The 18,265-nt window shown below is 61.9% G+C and carries 15 protein-coding genes; 1 reads left to right on the top strand and 14 read right to left on the bottom strand.

The features are described from left to right. The 14 genes from ACMYUN_RS04300 to ACMYUN_RS04235 all read right to left on the bottom strand — a co-directional run bounded on the left by ACMYUN_RS04300 (position 1) and on the right by ACMYUN_RS04235 (position 15,984). Complete coding sequence (locus tag ACMYUN_RS04300; RefSeq protein WP_415763035.1) at positions 1-690, bottom strand: N-acetyltransferase; 690 nt, start codon at positions 688-690, stop codon at positions 1-3. 68 nt (positions 691-758) lie between these two features. Continuing rightward, a complete protein-coding gene (locus tag ACMYUN_RS04295) occupies positions 759-2,678 on the bottom strand; it encodes a hypothetical protein (protein ID WP_415763033.1) in 1,920 nt (639 codons plus the stop codon). Next, positions 2,675-3,979: an oligosaccharide flippase family protein gene (locus ACMYUN_RS04290; RefSeq protein WP_039762809.1), complete on the bottom strand. Its 1,305-nt coding sequence runs from the start codon at positions 3,977-3,979 to the stop codon at positions 2,675-2,677. The genes ACMYUN_RS04295 and ACMYUN_RS04290 overlap by 4 nt, the downstream gene beginning before the upstream one ends. Continuing rightward, positions 3,976-4,977: a polysaccharide deacetylase family protein gene (locus ACMYUN_RS04285; RefSeq protein ID WP_310408799.1), complete on the bottom strand. Its 1,002-nt coding sequence runs from the start codon at positions 4,975-4,977 to the stop codon at positions 3,976-3,978. The genes ACMYUN_RS04290 and ACMYUN_RS04285 overlap by 4 nt, the downstream gene beginning before the upstream one ends. A gap of 13 nt (positions 4,978-4,990) precedes the next feature. Beyond that, on the bottom strand, positions 4,991-6,127 hold the full coding sequence (locus ACMYUN_RS04280; RefSeq protein ID WP_415763031.1) for a glycosyltransferase family 2 protein: 1,137 nt from the start codon (positions 6,125-6,127) through the stop codon (positions 4,991-4,993). Beyond that, complete coding sequence (locus ACMYUN_RS04275) at positions 6,120-7,088, bottom strand: glycosyltransferase (protein ID WP_415763029.1); 969 nt, start codon at positions 7,086-7,088, stop codon at positions 6,120-6,122. Before ACMYUN_RS04275 ends, ACMYUN_RS04280 begins: the two co-directional genes overlap by 8 nt. Continuing rightward, positions 7,085-8,455: an O-antigen ligase family protein gene (locus tag ACMYUN_RS04270; protein WP_415763027.1), complete on the bottom strand. Its 1,371-nt coding sequence runs from the start codon at positions 8,453-8,455 to the stop codon at positions 7,085-7,087. The genes ACMYUN_RS04275 and ACMYUN_RS04270 overlap by 4 nt, the downstream gene beginning before the upstream one ends. Next, a complete protein-coding gene (locus ACMYUN_RS04265) occupies positions 8,452-9,543 on the bottom strand; it encodes a glycosyltransferase family 4 protein (protein WP_415763025.1) in 1,092 nt (363 codons plus the stop codon). The genes ACMYUN_RS04270 and ACMYUN_RS04265 overlap by 4 nt, the downstream gene beginning before the upstream one ends. Next, entirely contained in the window at positions 9,540-11,132 is a 1,593-nt protein-coding gene (locus ACMYUN_RS04260) for a GumC family protein (RefSeq protein WP_039762801.1), read from the bottom strand. The genes ACMYUN_RS04265 and ACMYUN_RS04260 overlap by 4 nt, the downstream gene beginning before the upstream one ends. Positions 11,133-11,148: 16 nt before the next feature. Then, entirely contained in the window at positions 11,149-12,171 is a 1,023-nt protein-coding gene (locus ACMYUN_RS04255; RefSeq protein ID WP_129999083.1) for a polysaccharide biosynthesis/export family protein, read from the bottom strand. 21 nt (positions 12,172-12,192) lie between these two features. Beyond that, on the bottom strand, positions 12,193-12,840 hold the full coding sequence (locus tag ACMYUN_RS04250) for a CpsD/CapB family tyrosine-protein kinase (RefSeq protein WP_039762796.1): 648 nt from the start codon (positions 12,838-12,840) through the stop codon (positions 12,193-12,195). Beyond that, positions 12,840-13,586 carry a sugar transferase gene (locus tag ACMYUN_RS04245; RefSeq protein ID WP_110646483.1) on the bottom strand — a complete coding sequence of 249 codons (747 nt, stop codon included), beginning with the start codon at positions 13,584-13,586 and terminating at the stop codon, positions 12,840-12,842. The genes ACMYUN_RS04250 and ACMYUN_RS04245 overlap by 1 nt, the downstream gene beginning before the upstream one ends. A gap of 14 nt (positions 13,587-13,600) precedes the next feature. Next, the gene (locus ACMYUN_RS04240) at positions 13,601-14,635 is read right to left on the bottom strand and encodes an NAD-dependent epimerase (RefSeq protein WP_415763022.1); all 1,035 of its coding nucleotides are present in this window, start codon (positions 14,633-14,635) and stop codon (positions 13,601-13,603) included. Beyond that, positions 14,632-15,984: a UDP-glucose dehydrogenase family protein gene (locus tag ACMYUN_RS04235; protein WP_016774103.1), complete on the bottom strand. Its 1,353-nt coding sequence runs from the start codon at positions 15,982-15,984 to the stop codon at positions 14,632-14,634. Before ACMYUN_RS04235 ends, ACMYUN_RS04240 begins: the two co-directional genes overlap by 4 nt. 389 nt (positions 15,985-16,373) lie before the next feature. On the opposite strand from ACMYUN_RS04235, the gene ACMYUN_RS04230 reads away from it, so the two are divergent. Then, positions 16,374-18,071: a sulfatase-like hydrolase/transferase gene (locus ACMYUN_RS04230; RefSeq protein ID WP_415763020.1), complete on the top strand. Its 1,698-nt coding sequence runs from the start codon at positions 16,374-16,376 to the stop codon at positions 18,069-18,071. The last annotated feature ends 194 nt before the right edge of the window (positions 18,072-18,265 follow it).

Raw genomic sequence — 18,265 nt, 5'->3', positions numbered from 1 at the left:
TCAGGCCGCCGTTGCGTTGACAGGTGGACGGGAAGTTTTACCCAGCGCCGCCAGGCGCGAACCGCTGTAGCGGGTTTCGCGAAAGAAGCGCCAGCGACCGAACAGCGTGTAGATATTCATGATCCGCTGTTGTTCGGTATAGCTCATGCGCAGGTGCAGCTTGAGCGCCGGTATGTTGGTCGACTCACAGACATCGACCACTTTGCGGCAGCCCTGGGCGGCCATGGCTTCCCACAGGCGCAATTGCAGGTCCACCGACAGCTCCGTCCCCCAGTACGCCCGGGCCAGTTCGCCGCCGAATTCGAAGAACTCACCGGGTTTCACCGGGAACCGGCAGCCGTAGTAATGCCGGTCGAAGTAATCGCGCGGGGTGCCCCAGATAAACGCCACGGCATCGCCTTGCTCGTCGACATGCATGTGCCCGGTGTGGCCCTCTTTGGCCAGTTCGGCCATCGTGCCGACACGGTCGCCAAAGTAACGCGCGAACGCGCTGGCGTTGTCCGCAGTGATCCTGACCACGCGCAGTGGCGGATAGGGTTTGAGGCGGTGCGGCGGCACCGGGCTGACCAGGTCGCGCTCCATCCACAGCAGCTGCTGATGGGAATACAGGTACAGTTTGCGGATCTTGCCCAAGGTCGCTCGCAGGCCTTTACGACGAATATGTCCGCTGAGTTTTTGCAAAACATCCATGGTCTCTTCTCCTGATGAGGGTGCCATGCGCGGCATCAAGACCGCGCGGCAGAGCATCAAAGGGCGGCTCATGAAGCGCTCCAGCGCAGGGCAAACAGGGTTTGCCCTGGCAATTCGAAACGCACGCGCCCGTTGTCGCAGGCAAATGGTGCGTCGCGGCTGTGATTGTCGGCGCCGAAGTAACGCAGCGCGCCATGGTTGAGCGGGCAGCGAGCGCCGCTCAGATCGACGCGTTGCAGGCGCGTGCCTTTGTTCACCCCAAGCAACGCGCGCTGCTCTTCGCCGGCCATCGCCAGCACATCCACCTCGAAAGCGTCGTTGTCCAGTTGCAGCACTTGGCGCAGCCAGTGGCGGGCGATGAATTGCTGGGCCAGACCGACCGGTTTCAGCTCGAAGCGATCCTCGCCCAATATGCGCAACATGCCTTTGGGGTATTGCGGCTCATCGGCGGCCTGAAACCAGTTGAGCATGCTCAGCAAACCGTCCTGCGAGGCGTTGATCACCACCGACGCCCACCACAGCGAGGTGTAGTGGGTTTCCTGATCGTAGGGGCTGAGGCTGGAGCCGCTCGACAGGTTGGTCTGATCGAGGAGCAAGGCCTTGCGCGGCTGACCATTGGCGTCGAGGCCGACCAGTTCGGCGGCGCGGCGCACGCTGTCGCGGTAGACGCGGGTGGCGAGCAGATCGCGAATCATCCATTCATGCCAGGCCATTGCATCGACCTGATCGGCCGACTCGCTGAGCAGGCGCCGCGCCCAATCGATCCCGCGCTTGTCCGCCGCGTTATCGGCGAACGGGCCGTTGATCAGTCGCGAACTGGCCGGCATGGCGATGCGTACACCGGCGCGGGCGTTCGCCGGGTCGCTGCGCACCTGACGGGCCATGCTGGCGAAAATCGCCTGATATTGCTCATAGCTGGAGTAGTTGAGATTGGGCTCGTCGGCAAAGCCGATGTAATGCGTGCCGTTGCCGCCGAGGGCGCGGGTGCTCGCCAGCCAGGCGTCGAGGCCGCTGTTGCTCTGCACGTCGGCGCGCAGATCGGCCTGACGCTGACTGCCGGCCAGCAGGGTGATGTCGTTGCGGATGCCGAAGCGTTGCTGATAGACCCGGCGAAACGCGTCTTCGAACTGCGGATTCTGCGCCGTGACGTCGACGAAACTGTAATAGCTCGCCGCCGTCGGTTTCAGCGCATCGAGCAGCGCATGGCTGGCTGCGGGCGGCATCACGTAGGGCAGAGCAATGCCCAGATCCGGCGTGCGCCCAAGAACTTTGTCATGCAGCACCAGCCGCACATCTCCGACCTCTTCACGCAGCGGTTGCAGTTGCTGCGGATTCTGCGCAAACAGATTGGCCGTGCCATCGAGCCAGAACGCCGCTTTGCCGCTGCCTTGCAGCTTCAGACGCCAGACTTGCTCGCGCTGGCTGACCGGCAACGCCACCTGATCGAACTGCCAATAGGCTCGATAGGGTTTCAATGCGAGGGACAGCGCCTGGTGGTCGCCGACCCGCTGCGCCTGCAGTACGGTGACGCCGCCATGGAATTTGCCGGCGAGCACCGCGTGCTCACCGGCCGCGACTTTGAAATACAGCACGTCACCATTTTTGCTTTCGGCACTGAAGTGCACTTTGGCCGGGGCAAACAGGGCGACGGTGCGCGCATCGTGTTCGATGCGGTAGTGGCGGAAGCTGTAGCCAGGAATTTCCAGCCGATAACTCGCCGCGCCGGGCAGCAGCGGCCAGCTCTGACTGCCACGGGTTTCGCTGGCCTTGATCAAGCGTTCGCCGAGCAATTTGCCGCGACCGTCGAGCAGGTACAACTGCTCTTCGTTGGCATCCGCTTGCCACGCCGGGGTCCAGCGCACGGTCACGCTGTCGGGCTGATCGGTTTGCAGGAACAGACTGCCGTCCCGAATCTCGCCCCAGCGCATCGACGCCGCCAAAGCGTCCAGCGACAAGCCGAGACCGAACAGCAGGTACCAGCCTTTCATGCCGGCTTCCTCTGCAGCATCGACCACATCGGCAGCACGTCGCGGGGCAGGATGATCAGGGTTTGCCAGAACGGCACGCCGCTCAAACGGCAATACAGCACGAGCATGGCCACGGTGACTGCCAGATAGGCGATCGATGAGGCGGCAGCGGCGCCAACAATGCCGTAGGCCGGAATCAGCACCAGATTCAACGCCAGATTGAGCAGCGCCCCCAACCCCATCAACAACGACACCGTGCCGGGGCGATTCTTGCCCAGCAAGTCCAGGCGCAGAATGCTCGCGTAACACAGACCCAGCAGGCCCGGCAGCAACGCCAGCAGCGCCGGATATGCCGGTTGGTAAGCAGCGCCAAACAGAGTGACGATCAACCATTCGCCGATCACGGCCATGCTCAGGCAGGCGCCGAGCATTACCGTCGCGGTCAGGCGCAGCGCCAGCGGAGTGACCTTGTCCATGCCTTCATCCTGTTGCAGCAGGCGTTTCATCAGCGGTGTGGTCACCGCTTCGGGAACGATCAGCAGCAATTCGGCAGCAGCGCTGGCCATCGCGTAATGGCCCAGCGCGGTGCTGCCGAGCAGGGCGCCGATGAACAGGTAATCGGAGCGCAGAATCACTTGCTGGAACAACAGATCGGGATGGCTGCGTGCGCTGTAGCGCAGCAGTTCGTTCTGGCTGGCGCGATCCCATTGCAGCTGCAACGGTTGCGCCCGCTTCAGCCAGACCCAACCGGCGAGCACCACCAGACTGATTCCGGCCAGCCAACTGATCAGCGCCGCCTCCAGCGCTGCGCTCTGCCACATCCAGAACAGCGCGACGAACAGCAACAGCGGCGCCAGCGATTCGATCAGGCGCAAGACGTTGAACGCGACCACGCCACCCGAGGCGTTGTGCAGCGTCAGCAGGCCGCTTTTCAACACGGTCAACGGCACCGCCAGCAGCAACAGCCAGGCGAGCAGGCCCAGTTGCATGGTCACGTCCAATTGCGCGCCGAATTCGCGCACCAGCGCGACCACCAGCAACGTCAGCAAACCGGCCAATAGGCAACCGAACACCAGCACCTGGCTCAACAGCAAACCCATCGGCCGCTGCTTCGCCGCCTGATAACCGACCGCCGAATTCAATCCGCCGCTGGTGGCGGCGCTGATCAGGTCCGGCAAAGTGCTGAGCAGGGCGAACAAGCCGCGCTCGCTGGGCCCGAGAATCCGCGCAAGCAACACGTTGCGCAGCAAACGCAGGGCGATCATCGCCAGTTTGGTGCCCATGCTCAGCGCCAGGTGCTTGAGGTAGTTGCCTCGGCTCATGGCCGCGCTCCCCGGTAGATCCGCCACGACAGCAATTGCGGATGGCGCGCGGTGCGCTGGCTGACGCCAAAACGCGGCAGGTCCAGCGGGTCGCCGTCGCCGCGATAAATCCCGGTGGCGGTGCCCAGCGCAAACGGATAATCGTGATCAGCGACCTGCTGGCGCACGCGCTCATCGTTGTCGCCGTTGGGGTAGCAATACACCGGTAGAGGTCGGTTGCAGCCGTTGTTCAAGGCCTCGCGGCTGCGGCGGATTTCTTCGCTCAGGCGTACATCGTCGAGGCCGGTGAGGATCGCGTGGCTGGCGCCGTGCGGGCCGAACCGCACCAGCCCGGAAGCTTCCATCGCACGCACCTGATGCCAGTCCAGTGCCTGTGGCAGCGAGTCCTTCGGGCATTCGTCGGTGAGCTGTTCCAGTTCCTGCGGGGCCAGGCTTTTCAGCCCTTGCAGGTAATGCAGCAACGCCAGACTGCGGCGCTCGACATCAATGTCATCGAGCAGCACTGGCAGCGGATGTTTGTGCGCATGCAGGCATTCGATCAGGTGCATGCGTGCCTTTTCACCGTGGCTGCCCCAGAGGGTTTCGCCGAGGCTTTCCCACCAGAACCGTTGGCGACTGCCGATGAAATCGGTAGAGAGGAAAATGCTCGCCGGCACTTGATGTTTTTGCAGCAGCGCGAAGGCGTTGACGGCGTTGTCACGCCAGCCATCGTCGAAAGTCAGCGCCACCCGTGGGCGCTCGCTGCGCAGGGCGTTGGGCTGGAGAATTTCCATCAGCGGCACGCAGTCGAAATGCTTGCGCAGCCACACCAGCAAGTGCTCGAACGCTTTCGGTCCGACGCACAGTTCATTGCGGTGCGGCAGGTCGGCGGCGCGGTCGTTGGACAGCACGCGGTGCAGCATCAGAATCACCCCCGCGCCTTGCAACTGCTGACGACCCACGGGCGAGTTGAGATAGAGCCAGCCACTGGTGCTTTTTATCAGTTGTTTGATCGCCATGGCTTCGGTCCTCTTAACGGTTCTGTTCCGGATTCCACTGGGCATACCGCTGGCCGCGCAGGAACTGCCACAGGCCAAGACTCATCCCGGCGAGGGTGACCAGCAGAAACGCGGCGAGGCGGAACGGTTTCGGCAAGCGGTGTTGCCCATCCAGCAGCCCGGCAATCGCCACGCTGTAGCCGAACAATTGCGCGACCAGGCTCAGGCGATAGAAGCCGTGCTCGTCCCACAGCCAGCAATTGCTCAGCAGCAATGGCAGAAGCAGCACCGGCGCGAGGCGGCGGATCAGCTTGTGGCTGATCAACGCCAGGGAATACAGGCCATGCTTGAGCGGATTGAGCAGCTCGCGGCGCTGAGCCAGGCTTTGCAGGCCGCCGACGGTGACGCGCTGCCGGCGGCGAAACTGTTTGTCCGCCTCGTCGACGCCATGGTCGATAACCTGCGCTTCGGGCACGTAGACGATGCGCTTGCCGGCCACCGGTGCGCAGGTACTGATAAAGAAGTCGTCGTTGACTTCGGCCGGTACGTTCTGGAACAACTCGCGGCGCAGGGCGAGCAGGGCGCCGTCGGCCGAGACCATGCAGCCGGTACGGTTCTCGACCCGGCGCAACCAGCCTTCGTAATGCCGATAGAGGCTGTCGCCGACGCTCAAGCCGCCACCGGTGACCGGGATCACCATGTGCCCCGCACAGGCACCGACCTGCGGGTCGCTCAGCGGCGCGAGCAAGTGGCCGAGAGTGTCGCGCGACCATTGGTTATCGGCATCGGTGAACACCAGAATGTCGCCGGTGCTCAGGGCCGCGCCGGCATTCAACGTGGCCGCTTTGCCCTGACGCGGCAGGTCGAGCACGGTGATGCGCGGATCAATCACTTTGTGCGCGCAGGCCACGGTGTCATCGGTAGAGCCGTCGCTGGCAAGAATGATCTGCAACGTCGCCGGTTGATAATCCTGGGCCAGCAGCGTGCGCAACTTGTGCTCGATATGCCGCGCCTCGTTGTGTGCAGCGATGACGATGCTGACGGGCAGCGGCGGTGCCGGCGTATGTCGCCACGCCGGAAACAGCGGCGCGAGGATCGTCAGCAACAGCGGGTAGCCGACGTAGGCGTAGACCGGCAGCAACAGGCACATCCAGAAAATGAACTCAGCCACGGGCAGGCCTCCTTGCGTTCCACTGACACAGACTCAGGATGAAAGCGGCCCCGGCCAGGTGCAGGCGCAGCCAGTGCAGGCCCCACAGTTGCAGGGTCAGAAGCGGATCACGGTGCTTGAGACTCTGGCGAACGCTGAGGATCAGACCGGGAATCACGGTCAGCGCGACCATTACCGCCGCGTGATGAGGAAAACCGTCGAACAACGCGGAAATTGCCAGGAAATCAAGGAGCCAGACCAACAGCGACAGCATCGGGAAGCGCAGCAGGCGCAGACTCATGCCATGGGTGCGCAGCAGTTGCAGGTGGCTGCCCTGACGCCACATTTCTTTGCCCATCCATTCGCGCCAGTTCATTTCATAACCCCAGTGCAGGGCGACGAGGTCGTTGACCGACAGCAGGCACGCGCCCTGTTTGTGCAAGCGCAGGGTGAATTCCTTGTCTTCGCCAGTGCGCAGGGCCTCGTTGAAACCGCCGACCTTGTCGAACCATTCGCGACGCATCAGCAGATTGGAACTGGGCAGCCAATCGACGCTGTGGCTGACGCGGTGCGACGCCTGCGAAGTGCGACGCTGCCAGGCCGTGGCGAACCATGGCGCCTCGGCCGGGGTGTGCAGGTCCAGGCCGAACACATCGGCCTGGCCACTGGCTTCGATGTCGATTAACGGCTGCAACCAGGTTTCCGGCATTTCCACGTCGGCATCGATGAACGCCAGCCATTCGCCACTGGCGATCGCCGTGCCGCGATTACGCAGCGCGCCGATCAACAGCCCCGGCAAACTGAGCACGGTTGCGCCGAATTGCCGGGCAATGTGCGGGCCCTGGTCGCTCGAGCCGTTGTCGACCACGATCAGCTCGCACTCGACGTTGGCCGCGTGTGCAGCTTTTTGGGCGGCGAGCAGGGTACGGCCAATGTGCCGCGCCTCGTTGTACATCGGAATGACGATGCTGATCCGCTTCATGCCTGCGTCTCCGTAGTCAGTGGCGCCTGCTCGGCCTTGACGCGCAGCACGCTGGTCAGTGCCAGCATGATCCACACGTATTTCTGGTTCGGCGCGCTGAGGAACATCAGGAACAGGGTCAGCGACAGAAAGCTCACCCCCAGGTGGGTCATCATGTCTGCCCGATGTCCATCACCGCGCAGCATCCACGCCGCCCGCGCGCGGATCAGGTTGTACAGACCGAGCCCGAGCATGCCGACGAAGAACAGCCCGGCGGGCACGCCCAGTTCGCTGAAGATTTCCAGATAGGTGTTGTGAGCGCGGCGGTACAGGTCGCCGATCTTGCGGTTGGCGGAAAACGCCTTGGCGTAACCGGTGGTCGCGTAATGCAGCGGGAAGGTGCCGGGGCCGGAGCCGAGCACCGGGTGCTCGCGGATCATCTGGCTGCCGACGACGATGTAGGAAGCACGCCGGCCGAGGGATTCGTCCTGCGCCTTGGAGCCGGCGCTGAGGATGCTCAATGACTGGATCCGCGCCATGTAACCGGCCGGCATGGCGTAGATCGCCAGCGGGATCACGATGGCCGCACCGAGCATGACGAAGCCCAGGTGCCGTGGACGGATGTGGGTCAGTTGCGCGCGGTAGTGCCAGATGCCGATGAGCAGGCTCAACGCCAATACCACCAGCCCGGACCGCGATTCGGTCTTGGTCATGCCACCCAGCAACAGCAGGCAGCAAGCGCCCCAGAACAAGCGGTGCAGCAGGTTCGGGCTGCGGATCACCAGCAGCAGTCCGAGAGGAATGGCGAAGGCGATGAGCATGGCGAAGGCGTTGGGGTCTTCGAGCAGGCCGGCGGCGCGCCCCTGATCCTGAAACTTCGCCGAGAACATCGCCATGGCGCAGGTTGCGGTGACGGCAAGGGTCACCAGGCGGGCGAACAGGTCGAGGTTCAGTTCGCGGCCGATCAACAGGGTGATGACAAAAAGTACGAGGCCGACGCTGAGTTCGCGCAGGTGCCCCAGCGACATGCCCATGTCGTCGGTATTGAGCAGGCTGAGAAAATACAGAACCATGAAGCCGATCAGGCAATGCCAGAGGTTGCTGCGCAGGCGTTGCGACGGAATCTGATGCAGCGCCAGTTGCAGCATCACGATTACCGCCAGCGAGGCGCCGAGCAACTTGCTCCCCGACACCGAGCTGTCCTTGAAGAAACCTTCGAACGGCACCAGCGCGGCAATGCCGAGCAGGCCCCAGGTCGGCTTGCGGTACAGGACGGTAAAACCGACCAGGCCAATCACCGCTCCCGGAGCCAGATAAGGCCAGGGACTGGCCAGCAAACCCAAGCTGACCAGAGCAAACAGACTGACGATCGAGAGCGGGAAAATCATGCGCGTGTCTCCCGTGCCGTGTGGATGTAGAGCTGCGACCAGCGTTCGGCCAAAGCCTTGAGGTCGTAGCGCTCCTGTTGGGTGCGTCTGGCGTTGTCGCGCAACTGCGCCGCCAGCTTCGGTTCGGCCAGCAAGGTGTCGAGCTGGCGGGCGAGGGCGGCGGTGTCCGTCGGCGCGGCGAGCAGGCCGTTGTGGCGGTCCTGCAAGACATCGGGAATGCCGCCGACCGCGAACGCCACCACCGGCACGCCGGCCTGCATCGCTTCGAGCAGAATCATCGGCGTGCCCTCGGTGCGCGAGCTGATCACCAGCGCATCGAGTTGCTGCCACCAGCCTTGCATCGCCGTCTGGTAGCCCGGCAGGCGAATCCGCTGCTGCAAACCGGCAGCATCGATGCGCGCTTGCAAGGCCTCGCGTTCCGGGCCGTCGCCGAGCATCACCGCGTCCAGTTGCGGATGCTGGTGACAAAGGGCAATCAGCACATCGAGGAACAGGTCCGGGCCTTTCTCGCTGCTCAACCGACCGACGTAACCGGCCAGCCAGCGTTGCCGATCTGCCACCGGCTGCATCGCCGGTGCTGCTGGCAAACCGTTGGGAATCACCTGCAACTTCTCCGCCCGGACGTTGGCCTTGAGGTGCAGCGTGGCGATGCTTTGCGCCACGCAGACCACCCGTTTCACCGACGCCGTGCGGCACAGTTGCAGGCTCAGCCAGGTGTAGAACTTCTGTTTGCGGCTGCGCGGCGTGAAGCCGTGTTGAGTGATCACCAGCGGCAGGCGCAACAGCATGGCGCCGACCCAGCCGAACAGCAGCCCTTTGAAGTTGTGCGTATTGAGCAACGGCTTGTCGCCCCGGCGCTGACGCAAGTGCCGCAACAGCTCCCCCAGCCCGGCACAACCACGGGCCTCCACCCCAGCCTCACGAAAGCGCGCGATCAGTTCCGGCGGTGCGTCGAGGAACAGCACCTGGTGCTGCCCCGGCGTGGCCAGGCAATGATCCAGCAACATCCGCTCGGCCCCGTAGAAGCCGCCGCTGCTGAGCAAATGAATGATCGGCAGGGCGACGATTGGGGTGGACACCGCGTTCAATTGCGCACCCAGTGAACCAGGCTCGGCATGGTCCAGTTCTTGTGCGGATTGCCCGGCTGCGACGTTTCTTCGTTGAGCACCAACAGCACTGGCAGGCCCAGCTCATGGCTGATTTGCGCCGGATGCTTGAAGCGGTGATCGAAGAATTCACGAACGTAGACGAAGGCGATCGCCAGCAGCAGGCCGGTGAACAGCCCGAACGGAATGATCAGCAGCGGTTTCGGGAACGCCGCCTCGGTCGGTTCGAACGGTGGGCTGAGCACCCGGGCGTTGGACAGGTCATCGTTGAGCGAGCGCGTGGTGCTGCTTTCGGCGAAGCGCTGGGCATAGGTCGAAAACGCTGCGTGCAGCGCATCGATCTCGGTGTCCATCTGACGCAGTTTGCTCTGAGTCTGCTGCAGGTCACGGATGCGGCTCTTGAACTCGGCGATGCGCGCGGTTTTCTGCTCGATCACCTGCTTGACCACGGCCAGGTCGGCGGTGCGTTCCTGGATGCGGTTGCTCACCACTTTGAGAAACTGCTGACGGGTGCGGGCGATCTGTTCGCGAGTCAACAGCATCGGCTCGCTGCCGGGCTGGAATACCGCCAGATCGTTCATGTAACGGCTGACCTGGCTGGTCAGTTGCTCGCCCATCTGTTTGATTTCCCGATCCTCGAACGCCACGTTGTCGACGGTGGTGGTGAAGGTGTAGGGAAAGGTGTAGTCGTTGAGCTTGCTGCTGCTGGCGGCGGCCAGCGCAGTTTTCAGATACTCGAGCCAACGCTGGCTTTGCAGCAGGCGATCCTGATACAGGTTCAGCGCCTGTTCTTCAGTGTTGATTGCATTGAGACGGAAGGTGATTTCTTCCTTCGGATCCGCCGCGCCAACATTTTCCAGCAGTGCTTGGCGGTTACCTTCCAGGCCATCGAGACGCACTTGGTACTGGTGCTTTTTGGTCTCGTAGAACGACTGCGGCAAATCGATCGATTGCAACGCCTGACGGCTGACCAGATAGTTCTGCAGCAGGGCGCTGACGAATGTCGTGCCTTGGCGCGGATCCGGGAAGCTGTAGGTGATCGAGATCACGTTGGAGCCGGGCAGGGTTTCGATTTTCAGGCTGTCGACGGCTTGCTGGGTCAGGGCGTCGAGGGTGGTGTCACGCACCGGATCGGTTTCCATGCCGAGCCCGTTGCGCAACGGGTTGATCACGTACTCGCGCAGCGGTGTCGAGACATAGCGCTTGAACGGTTCGCCGAGCAGTTTGGCGAACACCCCAGGTGGCGGGCTGTATTCACCGTTGTCGCGCAGTTCGCTGATGGTCTGGCGGATCAGCGCTGGCGAGCGAAGGATGTTGCTCTCGGTTTCCATGTCCGCCAGTGACGGTGGAATGAAGGTCGCGTTGTCCACCGTGAGCGACGTAGTGGCGTCGCCCTGAGAGAGTTTTTTCGACTGCACGATGACCTGCGCGGTGATGTCGAAGCTCTGTTTGAGCAGCAGTGGCAGGAGCAGGGCGATGACTGCAAAGGTCAGGAAGACGCGCTTCACCAGTTGCTTGTTGGCGAAGAAAATCCTGAAGAACTCATGCAGGTAGTTTTCCTTTGGGTTCATGTCGGTCACCTGTGAGTTAGTTGTCACTGTCTTTGTTGTCGACGCGGTAGCCGAAGCTGAAACCGACGCCCTGGAACAGCACCACATCAGCCAGTTGGCGGGCGAGTTCGCCGGCGCTGGCCAGTTTGGTTTTTGGCACGTAGAGCATGTCGTCCGGTTGCAGGTAAGCGATTTGCGGGGCATCGCCGGACAGGGCTTTTTCAACGTCGTAGCGCACGGCTTTCACCTGATTGCCGTTGCGCCGCATGATCACCACCGAATCCAGCCGCGCCTTGACATTGGTGCCGCGCGCCAGGGTCAGCGCCTCGAGCACCGACACCGGCCGGCGGATCGGATACGAGCCCGGTTGTGCGACTTCACCCAGCACATAGATCTCGTTGCCCGCGGTGGACTTGAGCAGCACGTCCACGGTCATGCGGCCCGGCAGTTGCGCGTACTTTTTGTTGAGGAAGGATTCCAGTTGATTGACGGTCATGCCTTGCAGCGGCACGGCGCCGATTTCCGGAAAACTCGCGTAGCCGTCAGTGCCGACGGTGATCTCGCGGCTCATGCCGGTGGCCGGGTGGTTCAGCGCGCTTTTCAGGTTCTGCTCATTGCTCAGCGGGCTGATGATCTGCACGGTGAGCTGGTTGCGGTTGGGCTGGAACAGCTGTTTGCGCTGATAGACGCGTTGGATTTCCTGGCGCGCTTCTTCGCTGGTCAACCCGGCGATTTTCACCGAGGTGTTGGCGCCCGGCAGCTCGATGGTGCCGTCGGGCAGCACCAGTTGATTGCCGTTGAGCTGGCTGGCGGCGGTGAAATTCAGGCCGATCTGGTCGCCCGATTGCACGCGGTAAGCGTCCGAGCCGCTGGTGCTGATATGGAAGATCACGTCCAGCACATCCTGCGGGCGCAGGGTCTGCTCGATCTTCGGCATGTCGGTCGCCTGGGCGTTGGCCGGGGAGGCGGTGAGAATATTCACCGGCATGTTCTGGGTGTCGGAATTGCTGGAGCAGCCCGCAAGCGGCAGCAACAGCAGGACAAGCATTCTGGCGTTCATGGCGTCATCCTTTGCGTTCGCTTACAGGTTTTTGTAAAGCCATTTGGGCATGTAGTACTTGCGCCGGTTGAACACGCTGCCGACCACTTTCGCCCCGGCCTGAGTCAGGCGTTGCACAGCGGCCTGGGCGACTTCCCAGCGGGTGTCTTCGGCGCGGACGACAAACACCACGCCGTCAACCTGTGTACTGATGACCAGGGTGTCGGCGGCGGAGTACACCGCGTCGCCGTCGATCACCACGAAGCGATATTGGCTGCCCAACTGGTCGAGCAACGGGCTCAGGCGTTCGGCGGTCAGGTGTTCCAGCGTGCGGATCGGCCGGCCGTTGGGCAGCACATGAAAGGGCAGGCTCGAGACCTGCACCACGCAGTCCTGCAACAGCGGCGGGTTGTCCGGGTTGAACAGCAGGTCGCGCAGGCCGCGCTCCTTGCCGAGGTTCATCTGCTGGGTAAGGTTGTTCGCCGACTGGCTGGCATCGACCAGCAGCACCTGGCCGCTGCTCATCTGTGCCAGTTGGCTGGCTAGTGCCACAGCGCTGGTGGTGGTGCCGGCGCCGGGGTTGGCGGCGGTCAGGAACAGAATGCGCAGGTCGAGATCCAGCACGGTCGACGTCAGATTCGATTCGCTGGGGCTGGCGATGCTCAGGCTTTTATTGGTTGAACCGTCCATTAGCTTGCTCCGTGGCCGCTGAATACTTTGAAGGGGGTTTTCAACAGAATCTTCAGATCAAGCAGAAGGCTCTGCTCGGCGATGTAGCTGAGGTCCAACTCAACGCGCTGGTCGAAGTCGATGTTGCTGCGTCCGGAGATCTGCCACAGACCGGTCATGCCGGGGTAGATCGCCAGACGCGCGAGGTGATTGTCCTTGTAGCGGTAGGCGTTGAACGAGGTCGGGCGAGGGCCGACCAGGCGCATGTCGCCGGTCACCACGTTGATCAGGTTGGGCAGCTCGTCGAGGCTGGTGCGCCGCAGAAAGCTGCCGATGCCGGTGACGCGCGGGTCCTTGTCGATCTTGAAGTCGATGGCGTCCGCGCCGTGCTTGTTCAGGTGGCGCAGCGACTCTTTGAGTTCTTCGGCGTTGCTGACCATGGTGCGGAACTTGAACATGCCGAACTTGCGCCCGCGATAACCGGTGCGTTTCTGCACGAACAGCACCGGTCCCGGGCTGGTGAATTTGATGGCCAGGGCCAGACCCAGCAGCACCGGCGAGATCAGCACGAGAATCGTCAGCGCGCCGAGGCAGGCGACTACGCGATTGGTCCGCGACAGCTGCCATGGGCGGCCGCCATCGCGGCCGCTGAGCCAGCCGCGACCCTGACGATGGATCGCCGCGTCGAGGCGCATGCGATGTTCCGGGTCGACGCGCTTGTCAGGGCGCATCTGTGCAATCGACACACTTCTTTCATGTCCAGTCATGGCGTCCTCCGCATTCATTCAGCCGCAAGCGGCGCACGGGCAGTGGGGTAGTAGTTGCGGAACCAGGCGATGAAGCGGCCCAGTCCTTCATCCAGTTCTATCCGGGGCTGGAATCCGGTGGCCTGGGCCAGATCGCTGGCCTCGGCGCAGGTGTTGAGCACGTCGCCCGGTTGCAGCGGCAGCAGCTCGACAATGGCTTTGCGATCGAGGTGTTTTTCCATGAGCGCGAGGTAGGTTTTCAGTGCGACCGGTTGCTGCCCGCCAATGTTGAACAGGCGCCACGGCGCCATGCTGCTGGCGGGGTCGGGCTGTTCGCGATCCCACTGCGGGTTGGCTTGCGGTGGCTGATCGATGAGGCGAGCGATGCTTTCGATGATGTCGTCGATGTAGGTGAAGTCGCGCTGGTGCTCGCCGTAATTGAACAGCTTCAGCGGCTCGCCTTCGCTGATCGCCCGGGCGAACTGGATCGGCGACATGTCCGGCCGGCCCCAAGGCCCGTACACGGTGAAAAAGCGCAGGCCGGTGCAGGGAATGCCGAACAGATGGCTGTAGCTGTGCGCCATCAGCTCGTTGGCTTTTTTGGTCGCGGCGTACAGCGACAGCGGGTGATTGACCCCGTCCTTGACCGAGTAAGGCGTGTGTTGATTGGCGCCGTACACCGAACTCGACGAGGCGTAGATCAGATGCTCGACTGGGTGATGCCGGCAGCTCTCGAGAATGTTCAGAAAGCCGTTGAGGTTGCTGTCCAGATACGCCCGTGGGTTGTCCAGCGAATAACGCACCCCGGCCTGCGCCGCCAAATGGATCACCACTTGTGGCTGCTCGCGGGCAAACAGTGCGTCGATCGCCGAAGCGTGGGCCAGATCCACCGTGGCCAGCGGAAAATCGCCCACCTGCTCGCGCACCCACTGCACGCGGTCGTGCTTGAGCTGCGGGTCGTAGTAGTGGTTGAAATTGTCCAGGCCGACCACCGAATGCCCGTCGCGCAGCAAACGCAGGACGCAATGGGCACCAATGAAACCGGCGGCACCGGTCACCAGAATCTTCATGGCCGCAGCCCTTCGGGGGCGATGTGGCGCAGACCGATGCCGCTGTAATGCAGGCCGGCGGCGGCAACCTGTTCCGGGTTGTACAGGTTGCGGCCGTCGATGATCACCTTCGAACGCAGCTTCTCGGCGAGCAGCTCGAAATCGACCACGCGGAAGTTCTTCCACTCGGTGCAGATCACCAGCGCGTCGGCGTCTTCGAGGGTGTCGTCGCGGGTCGCGCACAGGTGCAGGTCGTTGCGGTAGCCGTAGATGCGCCGGCACTCGGACATGGCTTCCGGATCGTAGGCCTGCACGCTGGCGCCTTCGGCCCACAACGCGTCCATCAGATAACGGCTCGGGGCTTCGCGCATATCGTCGGTGTTCGGTTTGAATGCCAGGCCCCAGACCGCAATGGATTTGCCGGCCAGGCCTTGCGGAAACTGCGCGCGCAATTTGCTGAACAGGATGTGCCGCTGGCTGTCGTTGACATCGGTGACGCTGCGCAGCAATTTCAGCGGCATGCCGTTGTGTTCGGCAGTGTGCAGCAAGGCCCGCAGATCCTTGGGAAAGCACGAGCCACCGAAGCCGCAGCCCGGATAAATGAAGTGGTAGCCGATACGCGGGTCCGAGCCGATGCCTTTGCGCACCGCTTCGATGTCGGCGCCGAGCAGCTCGGTGAGGTTGGCCAGTTCGTTCATGAAACTGATGCGGGTGGCGAGCATCGCGTTGGCCGCGTACTTGGTCAGCTCGGCGCTGCGGTTGTCCATGAACATCAGTTTTTCGTGATTGCGGCAGAACGGCGCGTACAGCTCGCTCATCTGCTCGCGGGCAGCGTCGTCGCGGGTGCCGATGATGATCCGGTCCGGGCGCATGCAGTCGGCGAGGGCGCTGCCTTCCTTGAGAAATTCCGGGTTGGATACCACGCGCACCTGCAGCTCGGTTTTGCCGCGCAACAGCAATTCGCTGGTGGCCGTGGCCAGAACCTGATCGGCAGTGCCGACCGGCACCGTGGATTTGATGATGAGCGTGCGATCGGCCTCCATCAGGCCGGCAATCTGCCGGGCGACATTGAGCACATGGCTGAGGTCGGCAGAGCCGTCTTCGTCCGCCGGGGTGCCCACAGCGATGAAAATCAGCTCGGCGTGAGTCACCGCATCACTGGCCTGAGTGCTGAACAACAAGCGACCGGCCTTGATGTTTTCTTCAAGCGTCGCGGACAGGCCTGGCTCACTAATGGGCGGAACCGCTTGTTGCAATTGTTTGATCTTGTTCGGATCAATATCAATGCATAAAACCCGATGGCCGACATCGGCAAGTGCAGCGGCTTGTATAAGTCCGACATAGCCAGTGCCAAATACGCTCACGTCCATCTGCGCACCCTCGATAAAACGAAAAGAAGAAGTTCGGAAGAAGTTGGTTAAAGGGGTATAGCGCAGCGTTTGGAAAGCGTGTCAGCAAAATGACATGTTGCACGGGTATAACACTTGAGGTGTTTTTGGCGATTGGCCATCAAGTCATTGCTGCGATTGGATTTGTTGTTTTTTTACAGATTTGTTCAGATTCAATTTAACCGACAGACGGTCTAAGTCCCCGAAATTAAAGGCTTTAAGCGCTGAGGGTGTGTCAGATTTGAGTCACCGTTTTTTTGACGCTTTGCCCGGCTATCAGTCATTTCTTGCGCTTTGATGGCCGGGTGCTAGTGTCAGGTTCTGACCGACAAACCTTTGACATCTGCCCTTTTCCGACCACCGGTATCGCCATGATCAAGTACGCCAAGGAACTGCTCTTAGTTGCCTATCTGTTGCTCTTTTCCGACTATTATCTGGATCGGTTAAATGCTATCGGGTGGGGTCGCAATGCACTTGTTTTTGGCGCGATGTTTTTGGCGCTTACTTTCGCGTTATATCTAAGTGCGTATATACGTCAGGCTCTCGTTCGACATGCATTCGCATTAACGATGTTTGCCGCAGCAGTTTTTTTTGATGTTTACACCCGGGTCACCGCGGATTACCTGAGGTACAGCGATTTTGTCTCGCTGGTGTACTCCGGCGGCTTCATTCAGGAAGCCGCGTATCAGTACCGCGATGCGATCCTGCGCGCGGTGCTCAGTGGCTTGTTGCTGTTGTTCGGCATCGGGCTCAAACCGCGTCATGCGCTGTTCATCCCCAATACGTTGCGAGTAGCGGCTCCGGTCATCGGCGTGTTAGTGCTCAGCGGATTGCTGTTTTTACGGGCGGGCGAGGGCGCGCGTGGACTGCCGATCATGTACACGCCGCTGGCCTACCTGAATCTGTTTGCCTACGAAGCGCTGCATGACACCGTCGGCCCGCGTGAACCAGTGACGCTCATACGCTCCGCACCTGCCATTGACCACGACATCGTGCTGATCATCGACGAAAGCATTTCCGGCAATTACCTCGATATCAACGCGCCGTTCGGTGTGCACAGCAACCTCAAGCAAGCACCGGCCGGGGTTGATGTCTTCAACTTCGGTTATGCCGCGTCCATTGCCAATTGCAGCGCCGACACCAACGTCACCTTGCGCTACGGCGGCACCCGCGCCGACTACAGACGCATGAACAGCACGTTGCCGTCGATCTGGCAGTACGCGAAAAAGGCCGGGCTCGGCACGGTGTACATCGACGCCCAGCGCACGGCCGGCAATCTGCAGAACATGATGACCGCTGCCGAGAAAAACGACATCGACAGTTTCGTGCAATTCGACCAGACCAGCGTGCGCGACCGCGATATGGCGGCAGCGGCGAAGCTGATCGAATTGCTCAACGACGATCACGCGGAGCTGATCGTGATCAACAAGGTCGGCGCGCATTTTCCGGTGCATGACAAATACCCGGACGCGTTCATGGCTTACCGGCCAACGCTGCCACGCGGGCAGTTCACCGAAGTCGCCGACACTGGCGAACGCGCCGGTTTCAATGGCCAGCCGGATGACTGGGTGCTGTATCGCAACGCCTACAAGAACACGCTGTTGTGGAACGTTGGCGAATTTTTCGCCCGGGTGTTTGCCCAGGCCAACCTGAACAACGCGCTGCTGATCTACACCTCCGATCATGGTCAGGATCTGCATGAGCGCGGCAACCCGGGCTTGAATACCCACTGCGGCGGCGACCCGGTGGAAGAGGAAGGGCTGGTGCCGCTGGTGGTGATTCAGGGCCGAGGATTGCAGACACCGGACTGGGCGGCGAATTTGCCGACAAACAAGGACCGCTCCAGCCACTACAACATTTTCCCGACGCTGTTGCAGGTGATGGGTTACGACCTGGCGGGGATTGAGGCGGTGTATGGCAAACCGCTGAGCATGCCGACGGCGGATGAGTTCACTTTCAACTACCGCTTCAATGCGCGGCTGGGGGCCAAGCCCGAGTGGAAACATATCGATCTGGGCAGCATCGTGACGCCTGAGCGGGCGCCGGCGAGTGTGGCTTCGGGGCAGTGAGTTTTTGAATTGTTCGGGCGGGCCTCTTCGCGAACAGGCTCGCTCCCACATTGGAACGCGATCTCCCTATGGGAGCGAGCCTGCTCGCGAAGAGGCCTGCACAGGCAGCGACACTCTCAGCTGTTGTTCAATGAAACAGATGACCAGCGGACAAATACCGCTCCGGGCCGCTATCCTTGGCCCAGGTTCAATGA

Origin of the sequence: Pseudomonas sp. CP4 (genome assembly GCF_047758505.1) — a bacterium.
GTDB lineage: Bacteria > Pseudomonadota > Gammaproteobacteria > Pseudomonadales > Pseudomonadaceae > Aquipseudomonas > Aquipseudomonas fluorescens_AO.
This window is presented reverse-complemented; position numbering and strand designations above follow the sequence as displayed.

Excerpts from the sequence above, each read along its gene's own strand:
- ACMYUN_RS04300 (WP_415763035.1), bottom strand. The coding sequence starts at position 690 with ATGGATGTTTTGCAAAAACTCAGCGGACATATTCGTCGTAAAGGCCTG.
- ACMYUN_RS04295 (WP_415763033.1), bottom strand. The coding sequence starts at position 2,678 with ATGAAAGGCTGGTACCTGCTGTTCGGTCTCGGCTTGTCGCTGGACGCT.
- ACMYUN_RS04290 (WP_039762809.1), bottom strand. The coding sequence starts at position 3,979 with ATGAGCCGAGGCAACTACCTCAAGCACCTGGCGCTGAGCATGGGCACC.
- ACMYUN_RS04285 (WP_310408799.1), bottom strand. The coding sequence starts at position 4,977 with ATGGCGATCAAACAACTGATAAAAAGCACCAGTGGCTGGCTCTATCTC.
- ACMYUN_RS04275 (WP_415763029.1), bottom strand. The coding sequence starts at position 7,088 with ATGAAGCGGATCAGCATCGTCATTCCGATGTACAACGAGGCGCGGCAC.
- ACMYUN_RS04270 (WP_415763027.1), bottom strand. The coding sequence starts at position 8,455 with ATGATTTTCCCGCTCTCGATCGTCAGTCTGTTTGCTCTGGTCAGCTTG.
- ACMYUN_RS04260 (WP_039762801.1), bottom strand. The coding sequence starts at position 11,132 with ATGAACCCAAAGGAAAACTACCTGCATGAGTTCTTCAGGATTTTCTTC.
- ACMYUN_RS04255 (WP_129999083.1), bottom strand. The coding sequence starts at position 12,171 with ATGAACGCCAGAATGCTTGTCCTGCTGTTGCTGCCGCTTGCGGGCTGC.
- ACMYUN_RS04250 (WP_039762796.1), bottom strand. The coding sequence starts at position 12,840 with ATGGACGGTTCAACCAATAAAAGCCTGAGCATCGCCAGCCCCAGCGAA.
- ACMYUN_RS04245 (WP_110646483.1), bottom strand. The coding sequence starts at position 13,586 with ATGACTGGACATGAAAGAAGTGTGTCGATTGCACAGATGCGCCCTGAC.
- ACMYUN_RS04240 (WP_415763022.1), bottom strand. The coding sequence starts at position 14,635 with ATGAAGATTCTGGTGACCGGTGCCGCCGGTTTCATTGGTGCCCATTGC.
- ACMYUN_RS04235 (WP_016774103.1), bottom strand. The coding sequence starts at position 15,984 with ATGGACGTGAGCGTATTTGGCACTGGCTATGTCGGACTTATACAAGCC.
- ACMYUN_RS04230 (WP_415763020.1), top strand. The coding sequence starts at position 16,374 with ATGATCAAGTACGCCAAGGAACTGCTCTTAGTTGCCTATCTGTTGCTC.